The 20,664-nt window shown below is 72.5% G+C and carries 19 protein-coding genes, 2 tRNA genes and 1 pseudogene; 15 read left to right on the plus strand and 7 right to left on the minus strand.

The window, feature by feature from the left end:
- The 3 genes and pseudogenes from NJ376_RS14785 to NJ376_RS14795 all read right to left on the minus strand — a co-directional run.
- Window positions 1-336 (minus strand): annotated as a pseudogene (locus NJ376_RS14785) (hypothetical protein); the annotation flags it as partial.
- Complete coding sequence (locus NJ376_RS14790) at window positions 336-1,739, minus strand: TolC family outer membrane protein (protein WP_252954060.1); 1,404 nt, start codon at window positions 1,737-1,739, stop codon at window positions 336-338. The gene NJ376_RS14790 and the pseudogene NJ376_RS14785, both read right to left, overlap by 1 nt.
- A 73-nt stretch (window positions 1,740-1,812) precedes the next feature.
- Entirely contained in the window at window positions 1,813-2,469 is a 657-nt protein-coding gene (locus NJ376_RS14795) for a protein-L-isoaspartate O-methyltransferase family protein (protein ID WP_252954061.1), read from the minus strand.
- A 245-nt stretch (window positions 2,470-2,714) separates the two neighbouring features.
- Between NJ376_RS14795 and NJ376_RS14800 the strand changes: the two genes are divergently transcribed.
- The 3 genes from NJ376_RS14800 (at window position 2,715) to NJ376_RS14810 (ending at window position 4,643) form a co-directional block, all read left to right on the plus strand.
- Window positions 2,715-2,788: transfer RNA gene (locus NJ376_RS14800), tRNA-Cys, on the plus strand.
- A gap of 75 nt (window positions 2,789-2,863) precedes the next feature.
- Window positions 2,864-2,938 (plus strand) — tRNA-Asn (locus NJ376_RS14805).
- Between the two features lie 22 nt (window positions 2,939-2,960).
- On the plus strand, window positions 2,961-4,643 hold the full coding sequence (locus NJ376_RS14810) for a hypothetical protein (protein ID WP_252954062.1): 1,683 nt from the start codon (window positions 2,961-2,963) through the stop codon (window positions 4,641-4,643).
- Between the two features lie 196 nt (window positions 4,644-4,839).
- On the opposite strand, the gene NJ376_RS14815 is transcribed toward NJ376_RS14810, so the two are convergent.
- Both NJ376_RS14815 and phnF read right to left on the minus strand, forming a co-directional pair.
- Window positions 4,840-5,967 (minus strand): alpha-D-ribose 1-methylphosphonate 5-triphosphate diphosphatase, encoded by a 1,128-nt coding sequence (locus tag NJ376_RS14815; RefSeq protein WP_252954063.1) that lies wholly within the window; start codon window positions 5,965-5,967, stop codon window positions 4,840-4,842.
- 2 nt (window positions 5,968-5,969) lie between these two features.
- Window positions 5,970-6,752 carry a phosphonate metabolism transcriptional regulator PhnF gene (phnF, locus tag NJ376_RS14820; protein ID WP_252954064.1) on the minus strand — a complete coding sequence of 261 codons (783 nt, stop codon included), beginning with the start codon at window positions 6,750-6,752 and terminating at the stop codon, window positions 5,970-5,972.
- Between the two features lie 93 nt (window positions 6,753-6,845).
- Between phnF and phnG the strand changes: the two genes are divergently transcribed.
- The 8 genes from phnG to NJ376_RS14860 are packed head-to-tail and all read left to right on the plus strand — an operon-like array spanning window position 6,846 to window position 13,185.
- Window positions 6,846-7,313: a phosphonate C-P lyase system protein PhnG gene (gene phnG / locus NJ376_RS14825; RefSeq protein ID WP_252954065.1), complete on the plus strand. Its 468-nt coding sequence runs from the start codon at window positions 6,846-6,848 to the stop codon at window positions 7,311-7,313.
- Between the two features lie 12 nt (window positions 7,314-7,325).
- A complete protein-coding gene (gene phnH / locus NJ376_RS14830) occupies window positions 7,326-7,901 on the plus strand; it encodes a phosphonate C-P lyase system protein PhnH (protein WP_252954066.1) in 576 nt (191 codons plus the stop codon).
- Window positions 7,902-8,978, plus strand: a complete 1,077-nt coding sequence (locus NJ376_RS14835; protein ID WP_252954067.1) for a carbon-phosphorus lyase complex subunit PhnI — start codon at window positions 7,902-7,904, stop codon at window positions 8,976-8,978. It abuts the gene before it with no gap.
- Complete coding sequence (locus tag NJ376_RS14840) at window positions 8,975-9,826, plus strand: alpha-D-ribose 1-methylphosphonate 5-phosphate C-P-lyase PhnJ (RefSeq protein WP_252954068.1); 852 nt, start codon at window positions 8,975-8,977, stop codon at window positions 9,824-9,826. The genes NJ376_RS14835 and NJ376_RS14840 overlap by 4 nt, the downstream gene beginning before the upstream one ends.
- Window positions 9,823-10,599, plus strand: coding sequence for a phosphonate C-P lyase system protein PhnK (gene phnK, locus NJ376_RS14845; RefSeq protein ID WP_252954069.1), 777 nt, complete (start codon window positions 9,823-9,825; stop codon window positions 10,597-10,599). The genes NJ376_RS14840 and phnK overlap by 4 nt, the downstream gene beginning before the upstream one ends.
- The gene (gene phnL / locus NJ376_RS14850) at window positions 10,596-11,357 is read left to right on the plus strand and encodes a phosphonate C-P lyase system protein PhnL (protein ID WP_252954070.1); all 762 of its coding nucleotides are present in this window, start codon (window positions 10,596-10,598) and stop codon (window positions 11,355-11,357) included. Before phnK ends, phnL begins: the two co-directional genes overlap by 4 nt.
- Window positions 11,354-12,493, plus strand: a complete 1,140-nt coding sequence (locus NJ376_RS14855) for an alpha-D-ribose 1-methylphosphonate 5-triphosphate diphosphatase (RefSeq protein WP_252954071.1) — start codon at window positions 11,354-11,356, stop codon at window positions 12,491-12,493. The genes phnL and NJ376_RS14855 overlap by 4 nt, the downstream gene beginning before the upstream one ends.
- Window positions 12,490-13,185 (plus strand): DUF1045 domain-containing protein, encoded by a 696-nt coding sequence (locus tag NJ376_RS14860; protein WP_252954072.1) that lies wholly within the window; start codon window positions 12,490-12,492, stop codon window positions 13,183-13,185. The genes NJ376_RS14855 and NJ376_RS14860 overlap by 4 nt, the downstream gene beginning before the upstream one ends.
- Here NJ376_RS14860 and phnN read toward each other — a convergent pair.
- Window positions 13,177-13,731, minus strand: a complete 555-nt coding sequence (phnN, locus tag NJ376_RS14865) for a phosphonate metabolism protein/1,5-bisphosphokinase (PRPP-forming) PhnN (protein ID WP_252954073.1) — start codon at window positions 13,729-13,731, stop codon at window positions 13,177-13,179. The genes NJ376_RS14860 and phnN overlap by 9 nt on opposite strands.
- A 75-nt stretch (window positions 13,732-13,806) precedes the next feature.
- On the opposite strand from phnN, the gene NJ376_RS14870 reads away from it, so the two are divergent.
- A complete protein-coding gene (locus tag NJ376_RS14870) occupies window positions 13,807-15,588 on the plus strand; it encodes a gamma-glutamyltransferase family protein (protein WP_252954074.1) in 1,782 nt (593 codons plus the stop codon).
- Entirely contained in the window at window positions 15,585-15,911 is a 327-nt protein-coding gene (locus NJ376_RS14875; RefSeq protein ID WP_252954075.1) for a hypothetical protein, read from the plus strand. Before NJ376_RS14870 ends, NJ376_RS14875 begins: the two co-directional genes overlap by 4 nt.
- Before the next feature lie 217 nt (window positions 15,912-16,128).
- On the opposite strand, the gene NJ376_RS14880 is transcribed toward NJ376_RS14875, so the two are convergent.
- A complete protein-coding gene (locus NJ376_RS14880) occupies window positions 16,129-16,491 on the minus strand; it encodes a hypothetical protein (protein WP_252954076.1) in 363 nt (120 codons plus the stop codon).
- 126 nt (window positions 16,492-16,617) lie between these two features.
- Between NJ376_RS14880 and dprA the strand changes: the two genes are divergently transcribed.
- Together dprA and topA are read left to right on the plus strand one after the other, a co-directional pair.
- On the plus strand, window positions 16,618-17,742 hold the full coding sequence (dprA, locus tag NJ376_RS14885; protein ID WP_252954077.1) for a DNA-processing protein DprA: 1,125 nt from the start codon (window positions 16,618-16,620) through the stop codon (window positions 17,740-17,742).
- A gap of 69 nt (window positions 17,743-17,811) precedes the next feature.
- On the plus strand, window positions 17,812-20,553 hold the full coding sequence (gene topA / locus NJ376_RS14890; protein WP_252954078.1) for a type I DNA topoisomerase: 2,742 nt from the start codon (window positions 17,812-17,814) through the stop codon (window positions 20,551-20,553).
- The last annotated feature ends 111 nt before the right edge of the window (window positions 20,554-20,664 follow it).

Here is a 20,664-nt window from a genome sequence, read left to right on the forward strand (position 1 = left end):
GACCGCCGGGGGCGGCGCCACGGCCGCCGGCTCCGATGCCGGCGGCACCGCGAGGACCGGGGGCGACGGGGCCGGCGCCTCGGGCGGGGGCGGCGCCTCCACCAGCATCTCCTCCGTCAGGGGCAGGGCCTCGGCCTCCGGCTCCTCACCCGCGGGCTTCGGGACCGGCGGCGGCGCGGCGGCTGCGGCGCCCTGGCCCGGCTCCTCCTCGTTCAGGATGCGGCGGATGGAGGCCAGGATGTCCTCCATGCTCGGGTCGCCCTGGATCGCCCCGCCCTGGGCGGGCCCCTGGGGCGGCTGGGCGCCGCCGGGCGGCGAGGCGGCGCCCCCGGACATCAGCGGCGTTCCGTCACATTGGAGTAGTCGCCGAGCCCGATCCAGCGGTTGCGCACCGCGTTGTAGTAAGCCCGGGCATCATAGGGCTCCACCGCCAGGCCGAGGTCGAGCGCCGTGAGCCGGCCGATCGCCGCCGCCAGGGTGTAGGATTGCGACACCACGGTGGACAGGGCCTGCACCAGGCTGGTGCGGGCGTTCAGCAATTCCTGCTCGGCATTCAGCACGTCGAGGGTGGTGCGGCTGCCGACGATCGCCTCGCGCTGCACGCCGTCCAGCGCGATCTCGGCGGCGCGAATCTGCGCCCGCACGGCGTCGACCTGCGCCTTGGAGCTCTGGAGCTGCTCGAAGGCCTGGGTGGCCGCCTGCACCACGGTGCGGCGCTGCTCGTCCACCACCTGCCGCGCCTGCTGGGCGGATTGCCGGGCCTGGCGCACCGCCGAATACTCCGCGCCACCCTGGTAGATCGGCACGGTCACGTTCGCCGTCACCTGGCTGTAGGTGGAGCGCAGCTGGTCCGCCGTGCTGACCAGGCTGTTGTCTGAGCGCTGGGCCGTGCCCTGCACGCTGATCTGCGGCAGGAGCTGGGAGATCTGGATGTTGATATTGTCCCGCGCCCCGGCCTCGTCGAACAGCGCGGCGACCACGGTGGGGTTGTTGGTGGCGGCCGCCTGGGCGGCCTCCTGCGCGGTGGTCACCGGCTGGCGCAGCGGCTGCGGCGCCGTCAGCCGCTGCGGCACGGCGCCGACCAGGCGCTGGAAGGTGGCGCGGCTGATCTGCAGATTGCCTTCCGCCTGGGAGCGAGAGGAGCGGGCACCGGCCAGGCGGGATTCCGCCTGCGCCACGTCGGTGCGGGTGATCTCGCCGACGCGGAAGCGCTCATTGGTCGCGCGGAGCTGTTCGGACAGCACCTGCTCATTGTTGATGTTGAGCCGCAGCAGCTCCTGGTCCCGAATCACGGCGACATAAGCGGTGACGGTGTCCTGCATCACCTGCTGCTCGGTGGCCAGCAGCCGGGCGCGCTGGGCAAGCACCTGGTTCTCCGCCCGGCGGGTGGAGGCCACGGTGCGGCCGCCGCGGAACACCGGCTGGGTGATGGTGATGCCGTTCTGATAGATGCCGCGCTCGAAATGCCCGGTGGAGACAAGGTCGTTGGTGCGGCTGCGGACATGCACATCCGCGGCGGAGGTCGTGCTGTTGATGGTGACGGTGGGGCGCCAGCCGGCCAGGGCCTGCGGCACGTTCTCATCCACCGCCCGCAGATTGGCGCGGGCCGAGAGCAGAGTCGGGTTGTTGGCATAGGCCATGGCCAGCGCCTCGGCCAGGGTCTGCGCCCTGGCCGCCGAGGAGAAGGCGGCCGGCGCCAGCAGCGCAGCCAGGGCCAGGGCGGGGCGGGAAAGCGTCATCTTGTCCCTATCCTTGCATCGCAGCCTTGCCGCCGAGTGAAGACGCCGGTCGGCGCCGCGGCGGCAGGCGCGGTCAGAACACGAAGCTGGGAGCAGGCTGGAACTCCGGCAAGGCGGGGGCGGCACAATCGAAGGCCGGCACCAGGCTGAAGGTGCCGCCGATGCGGCGGCCGAGCATGGCATGGCCCTGCCGCCCGCCCACCGCCAGCACCGTCGCGAGGCGCCCGCCCTCGGCGAGCTGGTCGCTGATGGCGGCCGGAATCTCCGGCACCTCGCCCTCGATCAGGATAACGTCGTAGGGCGCGCCGGCGGGGTGCCCGGCGGTCGGGCTGCCGGCTTCCAGCCGCACCATGCCGGCGGGCAGCGTCGCGGCCCAGGCGGCGCGGGCCAGGCCCGCCAGCCCCGGATCGGCTTCCATCGCCACCACGCGCACCCCGGCATGGCCGAGGCAGGCCGCGCCATAGCCGGTGCCGGCACCGAGGACGAGGCCGCGGTCGCCCGGCCGCGGCTCCAGCAATTGCAGCAGGCGGGCGATCACCATGGGCTGCAGCATGGCGCGGCCGCCGGGCAGCGGCACATCCTCATCGGCATAGGCGCGGCTCTGCAGTTGCGGCGGCAGGAATGCCTCCCGCCTCAGGCTGCGCATCGCGTCCAGCACCCGCGGATCCGTCACCCGGTTCGGGCGAAGCTGCCCATCCACCATGCGGCGCCGCGCTTCGGCGTAGTCCATGCGGCAGGAACCTCCTTGGCCAGCGCCAGCCTTGGGCCGGAACCGCCAAGGCCCCGATCGCTGGCTCGACATCTCCGATACCGCCTCGGCCAGGGTGCAACCCGGCCCGGCGGCAACCAGTGCGCGGTTATAGGGGGCGGCCGGGGCGGACGCCAAGCGCCCGCGTGTTGCAGCGCAGCTTGACCTCCCCGCGCGCCGGCCCGATAGAGGGCCGCGTCGCCGGACCACCCGGCGGCGCGTGCGATGGTCCGGTGGCCGAGTGGTCAGGCACAGGTCTGCAAAACCTGCTACGGCGGTTCAATTCCGCCCCGGACCTCCAATCGCACGATGCTTCCGCCTGGCGGGGGCTTCCTTCCGTGGCGTCGCCCTGTTATAGGCGCCGCCCACTGGCTGATCCGGCGTGGCGCAGCGGTAGCGCAGCGGACTGTTAATCCGTTGGTCGTTGGTTCGAATCCAACCGCCGGAGCCATTTTTCCCCATAAGGCTACAGGATGCAGGCAGGCGGTTCCGTCCCGGATGCGATGGGGCCGCGGGCCCGTGCGATCATGCTGGCGGCAGGGCTCGCCAGCCTCATCCTCTTCTTCCGCCACCAGCTCGCGGATGGCTTCGCCCTGCTGCTGGGGGACCGGCACGACGCGGTCATCGCGCTCTCCATCATGGAGCATTGGTGGAACGTGCTGCGGGGGCTGCAGCCCTGGGACGTGACCGGCTACTTCCATCCGGTCCCCGGCACCCTCGGCTACAATGACGGCTACCTGGCCTTCAGCCTGCTCTACAGCCTGCCCCGGGCGCTCGGCGCCGATCCCTTCCTGGCCGGGGAGCTGACGAATATCGGGCTGCGGGCGCTGGGCTATGGCGCGATGTTCGCCCTGTTGCGGCGGGCGGGGAGGCTGCCCTGGCCGGCGGCCGTGCTGGGGGCGGGGCTCTTCACCATCAGCAACAACCTCTACATCCGCGGCAGCCATGCGCAGCTGTTCAGCATCGGGCTGGTGCCGCTGCTGGCCTGGCTGGCGCATGGCGCGGCGGCGGCCCTGCTGGAAGGGCGGCGCGGCGCGCTGCTGGGCTGGGGGGCGGGGTTCTGCCTCGGCTTCGCCCTGGCGCTGCTGACCGGCTTCTACATGGCCTGGTACTGTGTCTTCTTCGCCACGGCGCTGCTGCCCTCCTGGCTGATAGTGGCGGGGGCGGAGGGGCGGCGGCGCTTGTGGCAGGGGCTGCGCGCCTGCTGGCTGCCGCTGCTGCTCCTGGCCGGCCTCGCCCTGCTGCTGAACCTGCCCTTCCTGCGGCTCTACCTGCCCAAGGCCGCCGAGACCGGCATGCATCCCTGGCCGCTGGTGCTGAGCCATGCGCCGAGCCTGCTCGACGTGATCCATGTGGGGGAGCGGAACCTGCTCTGGGGCTGGCTGGTGCGGGCGCTGAACGGCGCCTTCCGCCCCGGCTTCCCCTTCTGGTCCGAGCATATGACGGGCTTCCCGCTGCTGCTGCTCGGGCTGTTCATGGCGTCCCTGCTGTGGCTGGCAGGGCCGGCACGGGGGCTGGACCCGGCACGGCGGCGGCTGTTCCGCGCCGTCGCGATCGCCACGGTGGTGACCTGGGTCCTGACGCTGCGCTTCGGCGAGGTGACGGGCTGGGCGCTGGTCTATGACTACTTCCCGGGGGGCAAGGCGCCGCGGGTGGTGGCGCGCTACCAGATCTTCCTCGCCGTGCCGGTGGTACTGCTGGCGATGAGCGCGCTGGCGGCCTGGGCGCCGCGCTGGCCGCGCCCGGCCGTGCTGGCGGCCTGTGCCCTGCTGGTGGCGGAGCAGGTGAACCTCTACGCCCCGCTCTTCCTCGACCATCCGCTGGAGGCGGCGCGGCTGGCGGCGGTGCCGCCGCCCCCCGCAGGGTGCCAGGCCTTCTACGTCTCCGCCGCGCGGCAGCAGAGCCGCTTCGGGGAGGAGGTGGACAACCCCTACAACCACAATACCGAGGCGATGCTGGTGGCGGCTGTGCGGCACATCCCGACCATCAATGGCATCTCCACCTTCAACCCGCCTGGCTGGCCGGATGGGATTCCGGCGGAGGAAAGCTACCGGCAGGCGGTGCGGGACTGGGCCCGCCGGTGGAACATCGCCGGGCTATGCGCGCTGGACCTGCAACGCTTCACCTGGAGCGGGCCGGAGGACGAGGCGCCGTAAGCCACGGGGTTCTGCCCCAAACCCCCGGCAGAGGGCGCCGCCTCCTGCACTCCCGCCGGGGGTTGGCGGCACTGCCGCCGACCACCCTCTTGTCCCGGCGCGAGTCCGCAGGTTCAACCGTCGGGTCCGAAACTCAGACCGGGGTCCGGGGCCCGGTCCTGGCCCCGGCGGGGGTGCAGGGGGCAGCGCCCCCTGCTTAGCCCAGCCGCCGCGCCCCGCCGGCGCCGAGATGCGCCAGTTCCCCGCCGCAGAACACCGCCACCACATGCGGCCCGGCCGGATCTATCACCACCACATCGCCGCGCAGCCCCTCGGCCAGCCGCCCTCGGTCGCTGAGCTCCGCTGCCGCCGCCGGGTTGGCCGAGACCAGATCCCAGGCCGCCGCCAGCGACATCTTCCCCCGCCGCGCCATGGCGAAGGGCGCCTCCAGCAGCGCCGGCCAGTGGTAGTCGGAGGCCAGCACCGTCACGAGCCCCCGCTCCGCCAGCGGCGCCGCGCTGGCCCAGCCGAGATGGCTGCCGCCGCGCACCACATTGGGCGCGCCCATCACCACATGCTCGCCGGCGGCGCGGGCATCCGCCGCCACCTCCTCCGCCATCGGGAATTCGCAGATCCGGGCGCCGAGGCCGCGGAACAGGGCGCGGTCCTCCAGCGTGGCGTCGTCATGGCTCAGCATGGGCAGGCCGCGCGCGGCGGCGGCCTCCGCCAGCTTCCGCCGCGTCGCCGGCACCTCGCCGCGCTTCGCCGCCACGCCCTCGATCAGCGTGCGGAACGCCTCCGGCGTCAGCCCGGCGCGGCCGGCGTATTTCGCCACCTCCTTCGGATTGCCGAGCTTCTTCAGGATAGCGGGCGTATGGTCGTTGAAGCCGATCAGGTGGACGCGGCCCGCCGCGATATCCGCCAGCGCATCCGGCAGGGCGTCCAGGTTGTCCGCCTCGAAGCGCAGATGCACGCGCAGGTCGATCGCCGGCTTCGCCGCGTCCAGCGCCGCCATCAGCCCGCGCCAGGCCTCGAGGCTGCGCAGCCCCGGCTCCCAGGAAAGGGTCACGCCCATATAGGCGGTGGTGATGCCGAGGCCGAGGAGCTGCGACGCCGCATCCCGCACCGCGAAGCCCATGGGGAAGCCGATCCCCGGCCGCGGCTGGATGCTGCGCTCATGCGCATCGCCATGGATGTCGATGAGGCCGGGCATGACGAGCAGCCCCGTGGCGTCGAAGCTGCGGCCGCCGCCGGCCTTGGCGATCACGCCGCCCGCCAGATGCAGCTCGCCCGGATCCAGCGTGCCGTCCTGCAGCACCTGCCCGCCCGCGATCCTCCAGCCCATGCTCAGCTCTCCACCACGATCTGCATGCGGCCGGCGGCGTAGCGGGCGATGCTCGCCTCCACCGGGGCGCCGGCGCCGTCGACATTGACCGATTCCGTCACCAGCACCGGGCGGGACCGCGCCTGCTCCAGCAGCACCGCCTCCTCCGGCGTCGGCATCCGCGCCGTGATGCGGGTGACGAGGCGGCGATACTCCGGCACGCCGAGCTGCGACAGTGCCTTGGTGACGGAGGCATCCTCGGCCAGCAGCGCCGCGATGCGCGGGAAGCGCTCCACCGAGAACCAGTGCGCCCCGACCACCACCGGACGGCCATCCACCAGGCCCAGCCGCTCCGCCACCACCACCGGCTTGCCGCGGCGGAGCTTCAGCAGCTCCGCGATGGTGCTGTCCGCCACCGTCTCCTCGATGCGGAGGATGCGGCCCTGCGGCTCGCGGTTCTGCCGGCGGATGGTTTCCGAGAAGCGGGTGCGCGGACCGAGCGGGTAGTCCAGCACATCCTCCGCGACGAAGCTGCCGCGGCCCTGCTCCACCCGCACCAGGCCGCGGCTTTCCAGCTCCTCCATCGCCCGGCGGACGGTGTGGCGGTTGACGCCGAAGCGGGCGGTCAGCTCCGCCTCGGTCGGCAGGCGGGTGCCGGGCTCGAGGCTGCCGCCGGCGATCTCGGATTCCAGCGTGCCGGCGATCTGCCGCCAGAGGGCGACGCCCTGGCCACGGGCCAGGGCCGGCGGGGATGCAAGCGGGCCCGGCCCCGCCTGCGGCCCCGGCTTCGTCGATGGCTTTGTCATGGAAATATCAACCATGGCCCGGACCTAGCGTGGCTATAGAAAGCTGCATAGCCTGCTGGACATACAGATGTCTAGATGATTATGCTGGGACCCATGAGCAGCGACCTTCCTTCCCTCAGCCCGGAGCAGCAGGCGCGCCGCCGCTGGATGGGCATATTGGCGCGGGCCGATGGCGCCGCCATCGCCGCCCGCCTGGACGCCGCCCCGCCCCTGCCGGCGGCCACCCGCCTGCGCGGGCCGGAGACCGGGCTGGTGATGGCGCGCGGCCGCCAGGGCGGCGACGGCGCCCCCTTCAACCTGGGTGAGATGACCGTCACCCGCTGCTCCGTCCGCGATGCGGAGGGGCGGGTCGGCCATGCCTATGTCGCCGGCCGCGACCAGCGCCAGGCGGAACTGGCGGCGCGGCTGGACGCCGCCCTGCAGGACCCCGTGCGGCGCCCCGCCCTGCTGGAAGCGGTAATCGAGCCCCTGGCGGCCGCGCAGGCGGAGCGCGCCGCTGCCATGGCCGCCCGCGCCGCCGCGACCAAGGTGCAGTTCTTCACCATGCAGACGATGCGTTGAGGGGGCGTTGAGATGAGCGAGCTCACCCCCGGCTTCGCCGACCCCGTCCTCGGCGCCCAATCCTGCTTCCGGGCGATCCTGGAAGCCATGTCCCGCCCCGGGCGCTTGCAGCGCGTCGCCGGCATCGACCAGCCGCCGGCGCCGCTTGGCGTGGCGGCTGCCGCCACGATGCTGACGCTCGCGGATGCCGACACGCCGGTCTGGACCGATGCCGGCAGGGCGGCGGAGGACTGGCTGCGCTTCCATGCCGGCTGCCCGCTGGTGGCCTCGCCCGCGGAGGCCGCCTTCCTACTCGCCACCGGCCGGATGCCGGCCCTCGCCACCCTGGCCCAGGGCAGCGAGGAGGAGCCGCACCGCTCCGCCACCCTGATCGTCGAGGTGAGGACGCTGGCCGAGACGGTGGGCTGGAAGCTGACCGGCCCCGGGATCGAGACCGAGCACCGGCTGCAGGTGGCAGGGCTGCCGGCGGATTTCCTGCGGCAATGGGCGGCCAACCGCCGGGGTTTCCCCCGCGGCGTGGATGTGGTGCTGACCGCCGGGCCCTGGCTCGCCGCCTTGCCGCGCACCACCAGGATCGAGGAGGCGTAGATGGCCTATGTCGCGGTGAAGGGCGGCGAGCGCGCGATCGACGCCGCCCATGCCTGGCTGGCCGAGGCGCGGCGCGGCGATGCCACGCTGCCCGAGCTGAGCCTGGAGCAGATCGAGCAGCAATTGGGCCTCGCCGTGGACCGGGTGATGGCGGAGGGCGCTTGCTACGATCGCGGCCTCGCCGCCCTGGCGGTGAAGCAGGCGCGGGGCGACCTGATCGAGGCCGCCTTCCTGCTGCGCGCCTACCGCACCACCCTGCCCCGCTTCGGCGCCAGCCTGCCGATGGACACCGGCGCCATGCGCCTCCGCCGCCGGATCAGCGCCACCTATAAGGACCTGCCCGGCGGCCAGGTGCTGGGCCCGACCTTCGACTACACCCACCGGCTGCTGGATTTCGCGCTGGCCGCCGGCGGCACCCCGCCCCCCGCGCCGCAGGCCACGCCGGATGGCGAGGCGACGCCGCGCGTCACCGGCATCCTCGCCCAGGAAGGGCTGATGGCCCCGGAGGCGCCGAGCGAGACCGAGCCGCCCGACCTGACGCGCGAGCCGCTTTCCTTCCCCGCCGAGCGCCCGCTGCGGCTGCAGGCGCTTGCCCGCGGCGATGAGGGCTTCCTGCTCGCCATGGGCTATTCCACCCAGCGCGGCTACGGCAATGCCCACCCCTTCGTCGGCGAGATCCGCATGGGCGAGGTGGCGGTGGAGATCGCGCCGCCCGAGCTCGGCTTCCCCATCGAGATCGGCGAGATCACCGTGACGGAATGCCAGATGGTGAACCAATTCGCCGGCTCGAAGACCGAGCCGCCGCAATTCACCCGCGGCTACGGCCTGGTCTTCGGCCATGGCGAGCGCAAGGCGATGGCGATGTCCCTGGTGGACCGTGCCCTGCGCGCCCGGGAGCTGGGCGAGGAGGTGGACGCCCCCGCCCAGAGCGAGGAGTTCGTGCTGTACCATTGCGACAATGTCGAGGCGACCGGCTTCGTCGAGCACCTCAAGCTGCCGCATTACGTCGATTTCCAGAGCGAGCTGGAGAAGGTGCGGGAGATGCGCGCCACGGTGTTCCGGGAGGCCGCCGAATGACCATCGAGACAGGATACAATTTCGGCTACCTGGACGAGAACACCAAGCGGATGATCCGCCGCGCCCTGCTCAAGGCGGTGGCGATCCCCGGCCATCAGGTGCCCTTCGGCAGCCGGGAGATGCCGCTGCCCTATGGCTGGGGCACCGGCGGCATCCAGGTGACGGCCAGCGTCATCGGGCCGCAGGACCGGCTGAAGGTCATCGACCAGGGGGCGGACGACACCACCAACGCCGTCTCGATCCGCCGCTTCTTCGCCAAGGTGGCTGGCGTCGCCACCACGGAGCGCACATCCGGCGCCACCATCATCCAGACCCGCCACCGCATCCCGGAGGTGAAGCTGCGCGAGGGCCAGATCCTGGTCTATCAGGTGCCGATGCCGGAGCCGCTGTTCCGGCTGGAACCCCGCGTCTCCGAGACCAGGCGGATGCATGCGCTGGCCGATTACGGGCTGATGCATGTGAGGCTCTACGAGGACATCGCCCGGCACGGCCATATCGCCATCAGCTACAATTATCCGGTGATGGTCGGCGGGCGGTACCTGATGTCGCCCTCGCCCATCCCGGCCTTCGACAATCCGAAGATGCACCGCATGCCGGCCTTGCAGCTCTTCGGCGCGGGGCGGGAGAAGCGGATCTACGCCGTGCCGCCCTATACCAGCGTGCAGAGCCTGGATTTCGAGGACCACCCCTTCCAGCCCATCCGCGCCAACGCCGCCTGCGCCCTCTGCGGCGCCCGGGACAGCTACCTGGATGAGGTGGTGACGGACGACAAGGGCGGCCGGATGTTCGTGTGCTCGGATACGGATTACTGCAACACGCGGCAAGCCGCGCGGGAGGCTGCGGAATGAGCAACGCCCCGCTGCTGGAGGCCTCCGGCCTCACCCTCCGCTACGGCCCCGTCACCGCCCTCGACGATGTGGGCATCGAGATCTTCCCCGGCGAGGTCGTCGCCATCGTTGGGGAGAGCGGTTCGGGCAAATCCACCCTGCTCCGCGTCCTCTCCGGCCTGCTGAAGCCGGAGGCCGGCACCGTCACCTACCGCGCCCCGGATGGCGAGGCGGCCGATATCCACGCCATGGGCGAGGCAGCGCTGCGCCGCCTGCACCGCACGGATTGGGGCTTCGTCCATCAGAATCCACGCGACGGGCTGCGCATGGGCGTCTCCGCCGGCGGCAATATCGGCGAGCGGCTGATGGCCACCGGCGCCCGCCATTACGGCAGCATCCGGGAGGCCGCCACGGAATGGCTGCGGCGCGTGGAGATTGACCCGGCGCGCATCGACATGCTGCCGCGGCAATTCTCCGGCGGCATGCAGCAGCGCCTGCAGATCGCCCGCACCCTGGTGACGCATCCGCGGCTGGTCTTCATGGATGAGCCGACCGGCGGCCTCGATGTCTCCGTGCAGGCGCGGCTGCTCGACCTGATCCGGGAGCTGGTCGCCGATCTCGGCCTCGCCGTGCTGCTGGTGACGCATGATATCGCCGCCGCCCGGCTGCTGGCCCACCGGCTGCTGGTCATGCGCCACGGACGGGTGGTGGAGCAGGGGCTGACCGACCGCGTGCTGGACGATCCGCAGCACGAATACACGCAACTCCTCGTCGCATCGGTGCTGGCCGCATGAAGACCTTGCATGAAGGCGGGCCGATTCAGACCTCCGCGCCATCCGGCGCTCCGGTCATCGGGCCGCCAGCGATTCAAACGCAGGGGCTGGGCAAGACCTTCACCCTGCACCTCCAGGGCAGCACCCGCATCCCCGTCCTGCGCGGCGTGGAGCTTGCGGTGGTACCCGGCGAATGCGTGGCCCTCTCCGGCCCCTCCGGCGCCGGCAAGTCCACGCTGATGCGCTGCCTCTACGGCAATTACGGCGCCGGCGAAGGCCGCATCCTGCTGCGCCATCGCGGCGAGGAGGTGGATCTCGCCACCGCCGATCCGCGGCTGGTGCGGGAGATCAGGCGGGAGACGCTCGGCTATGTCAGCCAGTTCCTCCGCGTCATCCCGCGCGTGCCGACGCTCGACATCGTCGCCGAGCCGCTGCGCGCCCGCGGCGTGCCGGCCGAGGAGGCGCGCGCCCGCGCCGCCGCGCTGCTGGCGCGGCTGAACCTGCCCGCGCCGCTGCACGCCCTGCCGCCCGCCACCTTCTCCGGCGGCGAGCAGCAGCGGGTGAACCTAGCCCGCGGCTTCGCCCCGCACTACCCCGTGCTGCTGCTGGACGAGCCCACCGCCAGCCTCGATGCCGCCAACCGCGACGTGGTGGTGGCGCTGATCGCCGAGGCGAAAGCGAAGGGCGCCGCCATCATCGGCATCTTCCACGATGCCGAGGTCCGCGACCGCGTCGCCGACCGCCTCTTCCATGTCTCCCCCATCCAGGCTGCCGCATGACCGAAACCATCCTGACCAACGCGACGCTGATCCTGCCGGATGCGATGGAGTCCGGTACGCTGGTGCTGCGGGACGGCGTGATCGCCGAGCTCCAGCCCGGCGGCAGCGCGATCCCCGGCGCCATCGACCTCGATGGCGACTACCTGATGCCCGGCATCGTCGACGTGCATACCGATAACCTGGAGCGCCAGGTGCTGCCGCGTGCCAATGCCCGCTGGCCCAGCCGCTCCGCCATGCTGGCGCATGACGCGCAATGCGCCGCGGCCGGCGTCACCACGGTGCTGGATGCGCTCTGCCTCGGCGATCTCGGCTTCGACCCCGGCCGCGGCCAGACCTTCCGCGACGGCGTGGCCGACCTGACGGCGCTGGCGGAGAGCGGGCTGCTGAAGGCGGAGCATTTCCTCCACCTCCGCTGCGAGCTGCCGGCGAAGGACATGCCGGAAGCGCTGGAAAGCGTCGCCGACCACCCGCGCGTGGTGATGGCCAGCCTGATGGATCATTCCCCCGGCATCGGCCAGTACCGCGACCTGGGGCGCTACCGCGCCATGCGCCAGCGCCAGACCCAGCACAGCCTGGAACAGGTGGACCGCCGCATCGCGGAGCTGCTGGAGCAGCGCGCCAGGCTGCGGGAGCCGCAGCGCCGCTGGCTGCTGGACCGGCTGGCGCATCGCGACCTGCCGCTGGCCAGCCATGACGACGAGCATGCGGAGGAGGTGATCCGCAATGCCGAGGATGGCATCCGCATCAGCGAGTTCCCGGTGGCGATGGCGGCGGCGCGGGCGGCGAAGCGGATCGGCGTGGAGGTGATCGCCGGCGCGCCGAACATCGTGCGGGGCGGCAGCCATTCCGGCAATGTCAACGCCGCCGACATGGTGCGGGAAGGCGTGGTGGATGCCCTGGCCAGCGACTACGTTCCCGCCGCCCTGGTGGAGGCCGTCTGGCGCTGCGCGGCGGAGACCGGCATCGCCCTGCCGCAAGCGGTTGCCATGGTGACGGCGGCGCCGGCCCGCATGGCCCGGCTTGCCGATCGCGGCCGGATCGCCCCCGGCCTGCGCGCCGATCTCGTGCAGGTGCATGCGCGGGACGGCATGGCGGTGGTGCGCCGGGTGTGGCGCCAGGGGGAGCGCGTCGCGTGATCGGCGCGCCCTCCCCGGAAGCGCGGATGGCGCTCTACTGGGCGCCGGAGCTGGAGGACCCGCTGCACCGCCTCGGCTCCGCCTGGCTGGGGCGGGATGCGGAGTCCGGGGCGGCGCTGCCCCAGCCCGCCCTGCCCGGCCTCGACATCGCGGAGCTCACCGCCGATCCGCGCGGCTATGGTCTGCACGCCACGCTGAAGCCGCCCTTCCGCCTGGCGGGGAGCTGGGCGGAGGCCGCCGACCGCGCCGCCGCGCTGGCCGCCCGCACCGCGCCCTTCGCCCTGCCGCCCCTGGCGGTGACGGACCTGGACGGGTTCCTGGCGCTGCGGGAGACGGCGCCCTGCCCGGAGCTGCACGCCTTCGCCGGGGCCTGCGTCGAGGCGCTGGACGATTGCCGCGCCCCGCCAAGCGAGGCGGAGCTGGCCCGCCGCCGCAAGGCGAAGCTCAGCCCCGCCCAGGCGGCGCTGCTGGAGCGCTGGGGCTACCCCTATGTCTTCGCCGAATGGCGCTTCCATGTGACGCTGACGCGTCGCCTGACGCCGGCGGAGAAGGCGGTGGTGCTGCCCGCCGTCACCGACTTCCTGGGCGAGGCCCCGGCCCGGCCGCGCCTGGTGCGCGAGCTCTGCCTCTTCACCCAATCCGGGCCGGGCGCGCCCTTCCTGATCGCGGAAAGGCTGCCCCTCTCAGGCTGAGCGCAGCGCCGCCAGCACGGCGGCGATGCCCGCCTCCGCCGGACCGTCATTCACCACCCGGGTCACGCGCAGCCCGGGCGGCAGCGGCGCCTCGCGCGCCAGCCGCGCCGCGATATCCGCCGCGCTCTCCCGCCCCCGCGCCGCCAGCCGGGCCGCCAGCACCTCCGGCGGGGCGGTGATCTCCAGCACCAGCAAAGGCAGGCGCGCCGCCGCCGCCTCCAGCACGGTGCGGGAGAGGTTCGCCACCACCACCCGCCCGGCCGCCAGATCCGCCGCGATATCCGCCGGGATGCCGTAGTGCAGCCCATGCGCCCGCCAGGAGAGCGCGAAGCCCCCCGCCACCTGCCGCGCCGCGAATGCCGCCTCGGTCAGCGCCTCGTGCGCCTCGCCCCCGGCCTCGGCCGGACGGGTGATGCAGCGGCGGACGAAACGGAAGCGCGGGTCACCCGCCAGCGCCGCCCGGGCGCCGGCCATCAGCGTATCCTTCCCGGCGCCCGAGGGCCCGACCACCCCGACCAGCACGCCCCCTGCCACGCCACTTGGCACGCTCGCAGTCTCCCCGATTGACCGCGCCCTCTCTGCCTGCCCCTATCGGGGCCGTCCAGCAGATGAGGCTGCCGCATGTTCACCACCCGCCCCGAAATTGCCGGCACCTTCGGCGCCGTCGCCTCCACCCACTGGATCGCCTCCCAGGTCGGCATGGCGGTGCTGGAACGCGGCGGCAATGCCTTCGACGCCGCCGCCGCCGCCGGCTTCACCCTGCAGGTGGTGGAGCCGCATCTGAACGGCCCCGGCGGCGATTGCCCCATCATCCTGCACAGCGCCAAGACCGGCACGCAGCAGGTGATCTGCGGCCAGGGGCCGGCGCCGGCCGCCATGACGGTGCAGAAGCTGAAGGGGGAGCTGGGGCTGGACCTCGTGCCCGGCACCGGCTTCCTCTGCGCCCCCATCCCCGGCGCCTTCGACGCCTGGGCGCTGATGCTGCGCGACCACGGCACCTGGGCGCTGGCGGATGTGCTGGAATACGCCATTGGCTACGCCGCCCGCGGCGCGCATGTGGTGCCGCGCATCTGCGCCACCATCGAGACGGTGCGGCCCCTCTTCGAGACCGCCTGGCCGACCTCCGCCGCGCTCTGGCTGCGCGGGCTGACGCCGGGCGGCACCTACACCAACCCGGAGCTGGCCGAGACCTACACCCGCGTGATCCGCGAGGCCGAGGCGGTGGGCGCCGACCGCGAAGCGCAGATCGAGGCCGCCCGGAACGCCTGGTATGGCGGCTTCGTCGCCGAGGCGATCGACAGGTTCGGCCGGGAGTTCGCCGCCCTCGACACCTCCGGCCGCCGCCACCATGCGCTGCTGACCGCCGATGACATGGCCGGCTGGCGCGCCACGGTGGAGGCACCCCTGGCCGGCCAGTACCGCGACCGCACCGTGCTGAAATGCGGCCCCTGGAGCCAGGGGCCCGCCATGCTGCTGACCCTCGCCCTGCTGGAAGGCTTCGACGTGGCCGGCATGGACCCGGTGGGGACGGAGTTCGTCCACACCGTGGCGGAGTGCATGAAGCTCGCCTTCGCCGACCGCGAGGCCTGGATCGGCGACCCGGATTTCTCGGACGTACCGATGGCGACCCTGCTCTCCAAGGCCTACACGGAGGGCCGCCGCGCCCTGATCGGGCGCGAGGCGAACAACGAGTTCCGCCCCGGCAGCCCGGATGGCCGCGCCCCGCGCACCGACTACGCCGCCGCGCTCCGCCGCGCGCGGGAGATGGCCATGGCCGCCGGCACCGGGGAGCCGACCGTCTCCCGCCTCGGCGCCTCGGGCGGCGATACCTGCCATATCGATGTCATCGACCGCTGGGGCAACATGGTCTCCGCCACCCCCTCGGCGGGCTGGCTGCAGAGCTCCCCGGCCATCCCCGGCCTCGGCTTCTGCCTTGGTAGCCGCTGCCAGATGTTCTGGCTGGATGAATCGCTGCCGAACGGCCTCAAGCCCGGCAAGCGGCCGCGCACCACCCTCTCCCCCAGCCTGGTGCTGCGGGATGGCACGCCCTGGATGAGCTTCGGCACCCCGGGCGGGGAGCAGCAGGACCAGTGGCAGAGCATCATGCTGGCCCGCATGGTGGACCACCGCTTCGGCATCCAGCAGGCGATCGACCTGCCGAGCTTCCATTCGGAGCACTGGATCAGCAGCTTCTGGCCGCGCGGCGCCAAGCCCGGCAAGCTGGTGCTGGAGGGCCGCTACGCGCCCGAGGTGCTGGCCGAGCTGCAGGCGCGTGGCCATGCCGCGGAGATGGGCGGGGAGTGGAGCGAGGGCCGCCTGACCGGCGCGCGGCTGGAGCCGGACGGGCAGATCTTCGCCGGCGCGAATCCGCGCGGCATGCAGGGCTACGCCGTCGGGCGATGAGGGCGGCGATCCTGGCGCTGCTGCTGCTGGCGGGGTGCGATGCCCTGAACCCCCGGCCCGGCCCGATCCGCGCCATGGCGCCCATCCCCAACCCGCCCGCCGTCACGCCGGAGCAGCCGGCGACGGTCGGGGCACGGGCGCGGCGGAATCCCTGGCTGACGCAATTCTGGGCGGAGCTGAGCCGCGCCCGGCAGCGCCAGGTGGCCGCCCGGCTGCGCCGCGCGCCCTACAACAAGAGCGCGGAAGAGGCACCGGCCGCCTGGGACGTGATGGGGCTGGCGGAGCGGGAAGCGCTGATCTTCGGGCGCCGGGCGGGCCACTGAGCCCCATGGAAATCGCCGCGCGGCGCCGCGGCCCCTCGGCCACCGGCACCGATGGTCTCGCACCGCCTTCCGCGGCAGAGCCGCGGAAGGCGGCGAGATGTGCCGGCCGGTCACCTAGCGCGTTTCCGGTTCACATGCGTTCACCGAAAACGCCCTACGCCTTTGGTTGCAGAGCAGATTCACGCCTTCGGGCGATGCCGCCCTACGGCGATTCGATCTATTCCGTGACGAAACGCGTCTGGTTGGCCTGGCGGTTCCAGAACAGCGTCACCTTGCTGACGGAGCAGAGATCGACGCCGCGGAATTCGGAGGTGTCGCCGTCGTCATAGACGACCTTGATGTCCCAGTTGCACTCGCGCGTGCTGCGGCCGAAGCGGATATTCAGCGAGCGCTGGTTCTGCAGCACCCCCTGGCCCAGCAGGTCCCGCCCCCAGGAGGAAGAGGAGGACGCCCCCACATAGACCTCGTTGATCTGGTAGCCGGTCCGGTTGACCAGGGCGAAATCCTGCTGGCCCTGCGCCATCGCCGGGGCGGCGCCCGCGCCCATCAGGCCGATCATTGCGAGAAGCGTGCGACGCATGCTGTTCTCCTGCCCCGATGATTCGCCCCGGGGAAAGCGGCGCGCCCGCGGCGCCCATGGTGCGGGACGCCTCATCTTCCGTTCCGACGACAAAAGAACCGTGAAGGCCAAGGCCGGATGAAGGAAATGACATGCTCTCCGGCGGAGGCCTTGGCCCGGCTGCGCCTGGCCCGCACGGAGGGGATCGGCCCCCTGACCTTCCGCCGGCTGCTGGAGCGCCATGGCAGCGCCGCCGCGGCGCTGGCCGCCCTGCCCCGCCTCGCCGCCCGGCGCGGTGCGCCCTTCACCCCCTTTCCGGAGGTCGAGGCGCGGCGGGAGGCGGAGGCGCTGGCCCGGCTCGGCGGCCGCTTCCTGCACTTGGGGGAACCGCCCTACCCGGCGCTGCTGGCGATGCAGGAGGATGCGCCGCCGGTCCTCGCCCTGCTGGGGGACCCCGCGGCGCTTTCCTCCCGCGCCGTCGCCCTGGTCGGCGCCCGCAACGCCTCCGCCGCCGGGCGCCGCCTGGCGGAGGAACTGGCCGGCGCCCTGGCCCAAGCGGGGCTTGCCGTGGTCTCCGGCCTCGCCCGCGGGGTGGATGCCGCGGCGCATCTCGGCGCGCTGCGGGCCGGCCGCACCATCGCCTGCGTCGCCGGCGGGGCGGACATGCCCTACCCGCCGGAGCATGCCGGGCTGCAGGCCCGCATTCTCGCCGAGGGCGGCGCGGTGCTGGCGGAGGCGCCGCTCGGCACCGCCCCCCTCGCCCGGCACTTCCCCCGCCGCAACCGGATCGTCGCCGGCCTCTCCCTCGGCGTGGTGGTGGTGGAGGCGGCGCTGCGCTCCGGCAGCCTCATCACCGCCAGGCTGGCGCTGGAGGCGGGGCGGGAGCTCTTCGCCGTCCCCGGCAGCCCGCTGGACCCGCGCTGCCGCGGTTCCAACGACCTCATCCGCCAGGGCGCCCATCTGACGGAGGGGGTGGAGGATGTGCTGGCCCACCTGCCGGAGGCCCCCCGCGCCGCTCCGATCCTGCAGCCGAAGCTCGACTGGCCGCCTGCCGCCGAGATTGTGGAATCGTCCGGCCCCGCCACCGAGGGCCCGGCGGACACGGATCAAGTAGTTGAATTGCTTGGACCCACGCCGATCGCGGTTGACGAGGTGATGCGGCGCTGCCACCTGTCCCCCTCCGCGGTCCAGGCGATCCTGCTCGATCTCGAACTGGCCGGGCGGGTGGAATTGCTGCCGGGGAACCGGGTGGCACGCACCGGCCGGGCCTGAACGGGCGAGGGGAACTCCTGCGGCCCAGTCATTCTTGCCGCCAGAACGGCTCCTGTGGATCCCCGCTCCATGCCCGACGTCGTCGTCGTCGAATCGCCCGCCAAGGCCAAGACCATCAACAAGTATCTCGGCCGCGACTTCACGGTGCTGGCGAGCTTCGGCCATGTCCGCGACCTCCCCCCGAAGGACGGCTCCGTCCGGCCGGAGGAGGATTTCGCCATGGATTGGGAGAGCGAGGACCGCGGCGAGCGGCAGGTGAACGAGATCGCCCGCGCGCTGAAGGGGGCCCGCCGCCTCTTCCTCGCCACCGACCCCGACCGGGAGGGCGAGGCGATCTCCTGGCATGTCCGGGAGATGCTGGCGCGGAAGGGCGCGCTGAAGGGGCTCGAGGTCCGCCGCATCACCTTCAACGAGATCACCAAGCGCGCCATCCAGCAGGCCATCGCCCATCCGCGGGATCTCGATGCGCCGCTGATCGACGCCTACATGGCCCGCCGCGCGCTGGACTACCTGGTGGGCTTCACCCTCTCCCCCGTGCTCTGGCGGAAGCTGCCCGGCAGCCGTTCCGCCGGCCGCGTGCAATCCGTCGCGCTGCGGCTGATCTGCGAGCGCGAGGCCGAGATCGAGGCCTTCAAGGCGCGCGAGTACTGGACGGTGGAGGGCCGCTTCCAGACGCCCCAGGGCGCGCCCTTCACCGCCCGGCTGACGCATCTGAACGGCAAGAAGCTGGACCAGTTCGACCTGCCGAACGAGGCCGCGGCGATGCGCGCCAAGGCGGCCGTCGAGGCGGGCGAGTTCAGCGTCCTCTCGCTGGAGAAGCGCCGGGTCAAGCGCCACCCGCCGCCGCCCTTCACCACCTCCACCCTGCAGATGGAGGCCAGCCGCAAGCTCGGCATGGGCGCGCAGGTGACGATGCGCACCGCCCAGCAATTGTATGAGGGCGTCGAGATCGGCGGCGAGACGGTCGGCCTCATCACCTATATGCGGACCGATGGCGTGCAGATGGCGCGGGAGGCGATCGCCGCCATCCGCGACCATGTGCAGGGCGAGTTCGGCCGCGACTACCTGCCCGGCGCGCCGCGCGAGTACCAGAGCAAGGCGAAGAACGCCCAGGAGGCGCATGAGGCGATCCGTCCGACCGATGTGCGCAACACGCCGGAGAGGGTCGCCCGCTACCTGGATGAGCGGCAGCGCCGGCTCTACGAGCTGATCTGGAAGCGCGCCGTCGCCTCCCAGATGCAGTCGGCGGAGCTGGACCAGACCACGGTCGAGATCGCCGACCAGTCGAAGCAGACCATCCTCCGCGCCACCGGCTCCGTCATCGCCTTCGACGGCTTCCTGAAGCTGTACCGGGAGGACGAGGACGACCGCGCCGCCGATGCCCGCGCCGGCATCACCGGCGTGGCGCCGAGCGAGGACGAGGAAAGCCGCACCCTGCCGCCGATGCGCGAGCGCGACCCGCTGAAGCGCGGCGAGGTGACGGCCAGCCAGCACTTCACCCAGCCGCCGCCACGCTACTCGGAGGCCTCGCTGGTGAAGAAGCTGGAGGAGCTCGGCATCGGCCGCCCCTCCACCTACGCCTCCATCCTGCAGACCCTGCAGGACCGGGACTATGTGAAGCTGGAGAAGCGCCGCTTCATCCCGGAGGATCGCGGCCGCCTCGTCACCTCCTTCCTGGTGAAATTCTTCGAGCGCTACGTCGATACCGGCTTCACCGCCGCGCTCGAGGAGCAGCTCGACGAGATCTCCGACGGCAAGGTGGACTGGCGCGCGGTGATGCGGCAGTTCTGGGAGGCCTTCAAGCGCGCCGTCGACGCGACCAAGGACCTCAAGATCAGCGATGTCATCGACGCGCTGGACGAGGAGCTGGGGCCGCATTTCTTCCCCGAGCGCGGCGACGGCACCGACCCGCGCGCCTGCCCGGCCTGCGGCAATGGCAGGCTCGGCCTGCGGCTGGGGCGGACCGGCGCCTTCATCGGCTGCTCCAACTACCCGGATTGCCGCTACACCCGCCCGCTGATCGCGCCCGGCGCCGAGGGCGAGGGCACGACGGGGCTGACGGAAGGCCCGCGCGAGCTGGGCCGCGACCCCGCGACCGGCGAGATGGTGACGGTCCGCCGCGGCCCCTATGGCGTCTATGTCCAGCTCGGCGAGGGCGGCACGGATGACCGCGGCAAGCCTACCAAGCCCAGGCGCGCCAGCCTGACGCGGGACATGGACCCGGACACGCTCGACCTCGAGCGGGCGCTGAAGCTGCTCTCCCTGCCGCGGATCATCGGGCGGGACCCGGAGAGCGGGGAGGAGATCCAGGCCGGCCTCGGCCGCTTCGGCCCCTATATCAAGGTCGGCTCCGTCTTCCAGTCGCTGGAGCCGGGGGATGACGTGCTCTCCCTCGGCATGAACCGGGCGATGGAGCTGCTGGCCAAGGCCCGCGCGAAGGTGCGGGTGCTGGGGCCGCACCCGAAGGATGGCGTGACGGTCGAGGTGAAGAAGGGACGCTTCGGCCCCTACGCCCAGCACGGCAAGATGGTCGCCAACCTGCCGCGCAACGCGACCATGGAGGAAATCACACTGGAGGAGGCGGTCACGCTGCTCGCCGAGAAGGGCAAGGAGCTGGCGCCGAAGGGCAAGGCAGGCGCGAAGGGCAAGGCCAAACCCGCGCCGAAGCGCGCCGCCGCCGCGGCGGAAGCCATCCCCACCGCCCCGCCCGCGCCGCGCAAGGCGGCGGCGGCCAAGCCGAAGGCGAAGCCGGCGGCCAAGAAGGCCGCGCCGGCGGTGAAGAAGCCGGCGGTGAAGAAGAGTAAGGGGTGATGAGGAAGATCGGGGGCTTTGCCCCCGCACCCCCACCGGGGCCAGGACCTGGCCCCGGCCCCCGCTCCGGGCCCCACACCCGACGGTCGAACCTGCCGACTCACACCGGGG

It is taken from the genome of Siccirubricoccus soli (genome assembly GCF_024178315.1).
Lineage (GTDB): Bacteria > Pseudomonadota > Alphaproteobacteria > Acetobacterales > Acetobacteraceae > Siccirubricoccus > Siccirubricoccus soli.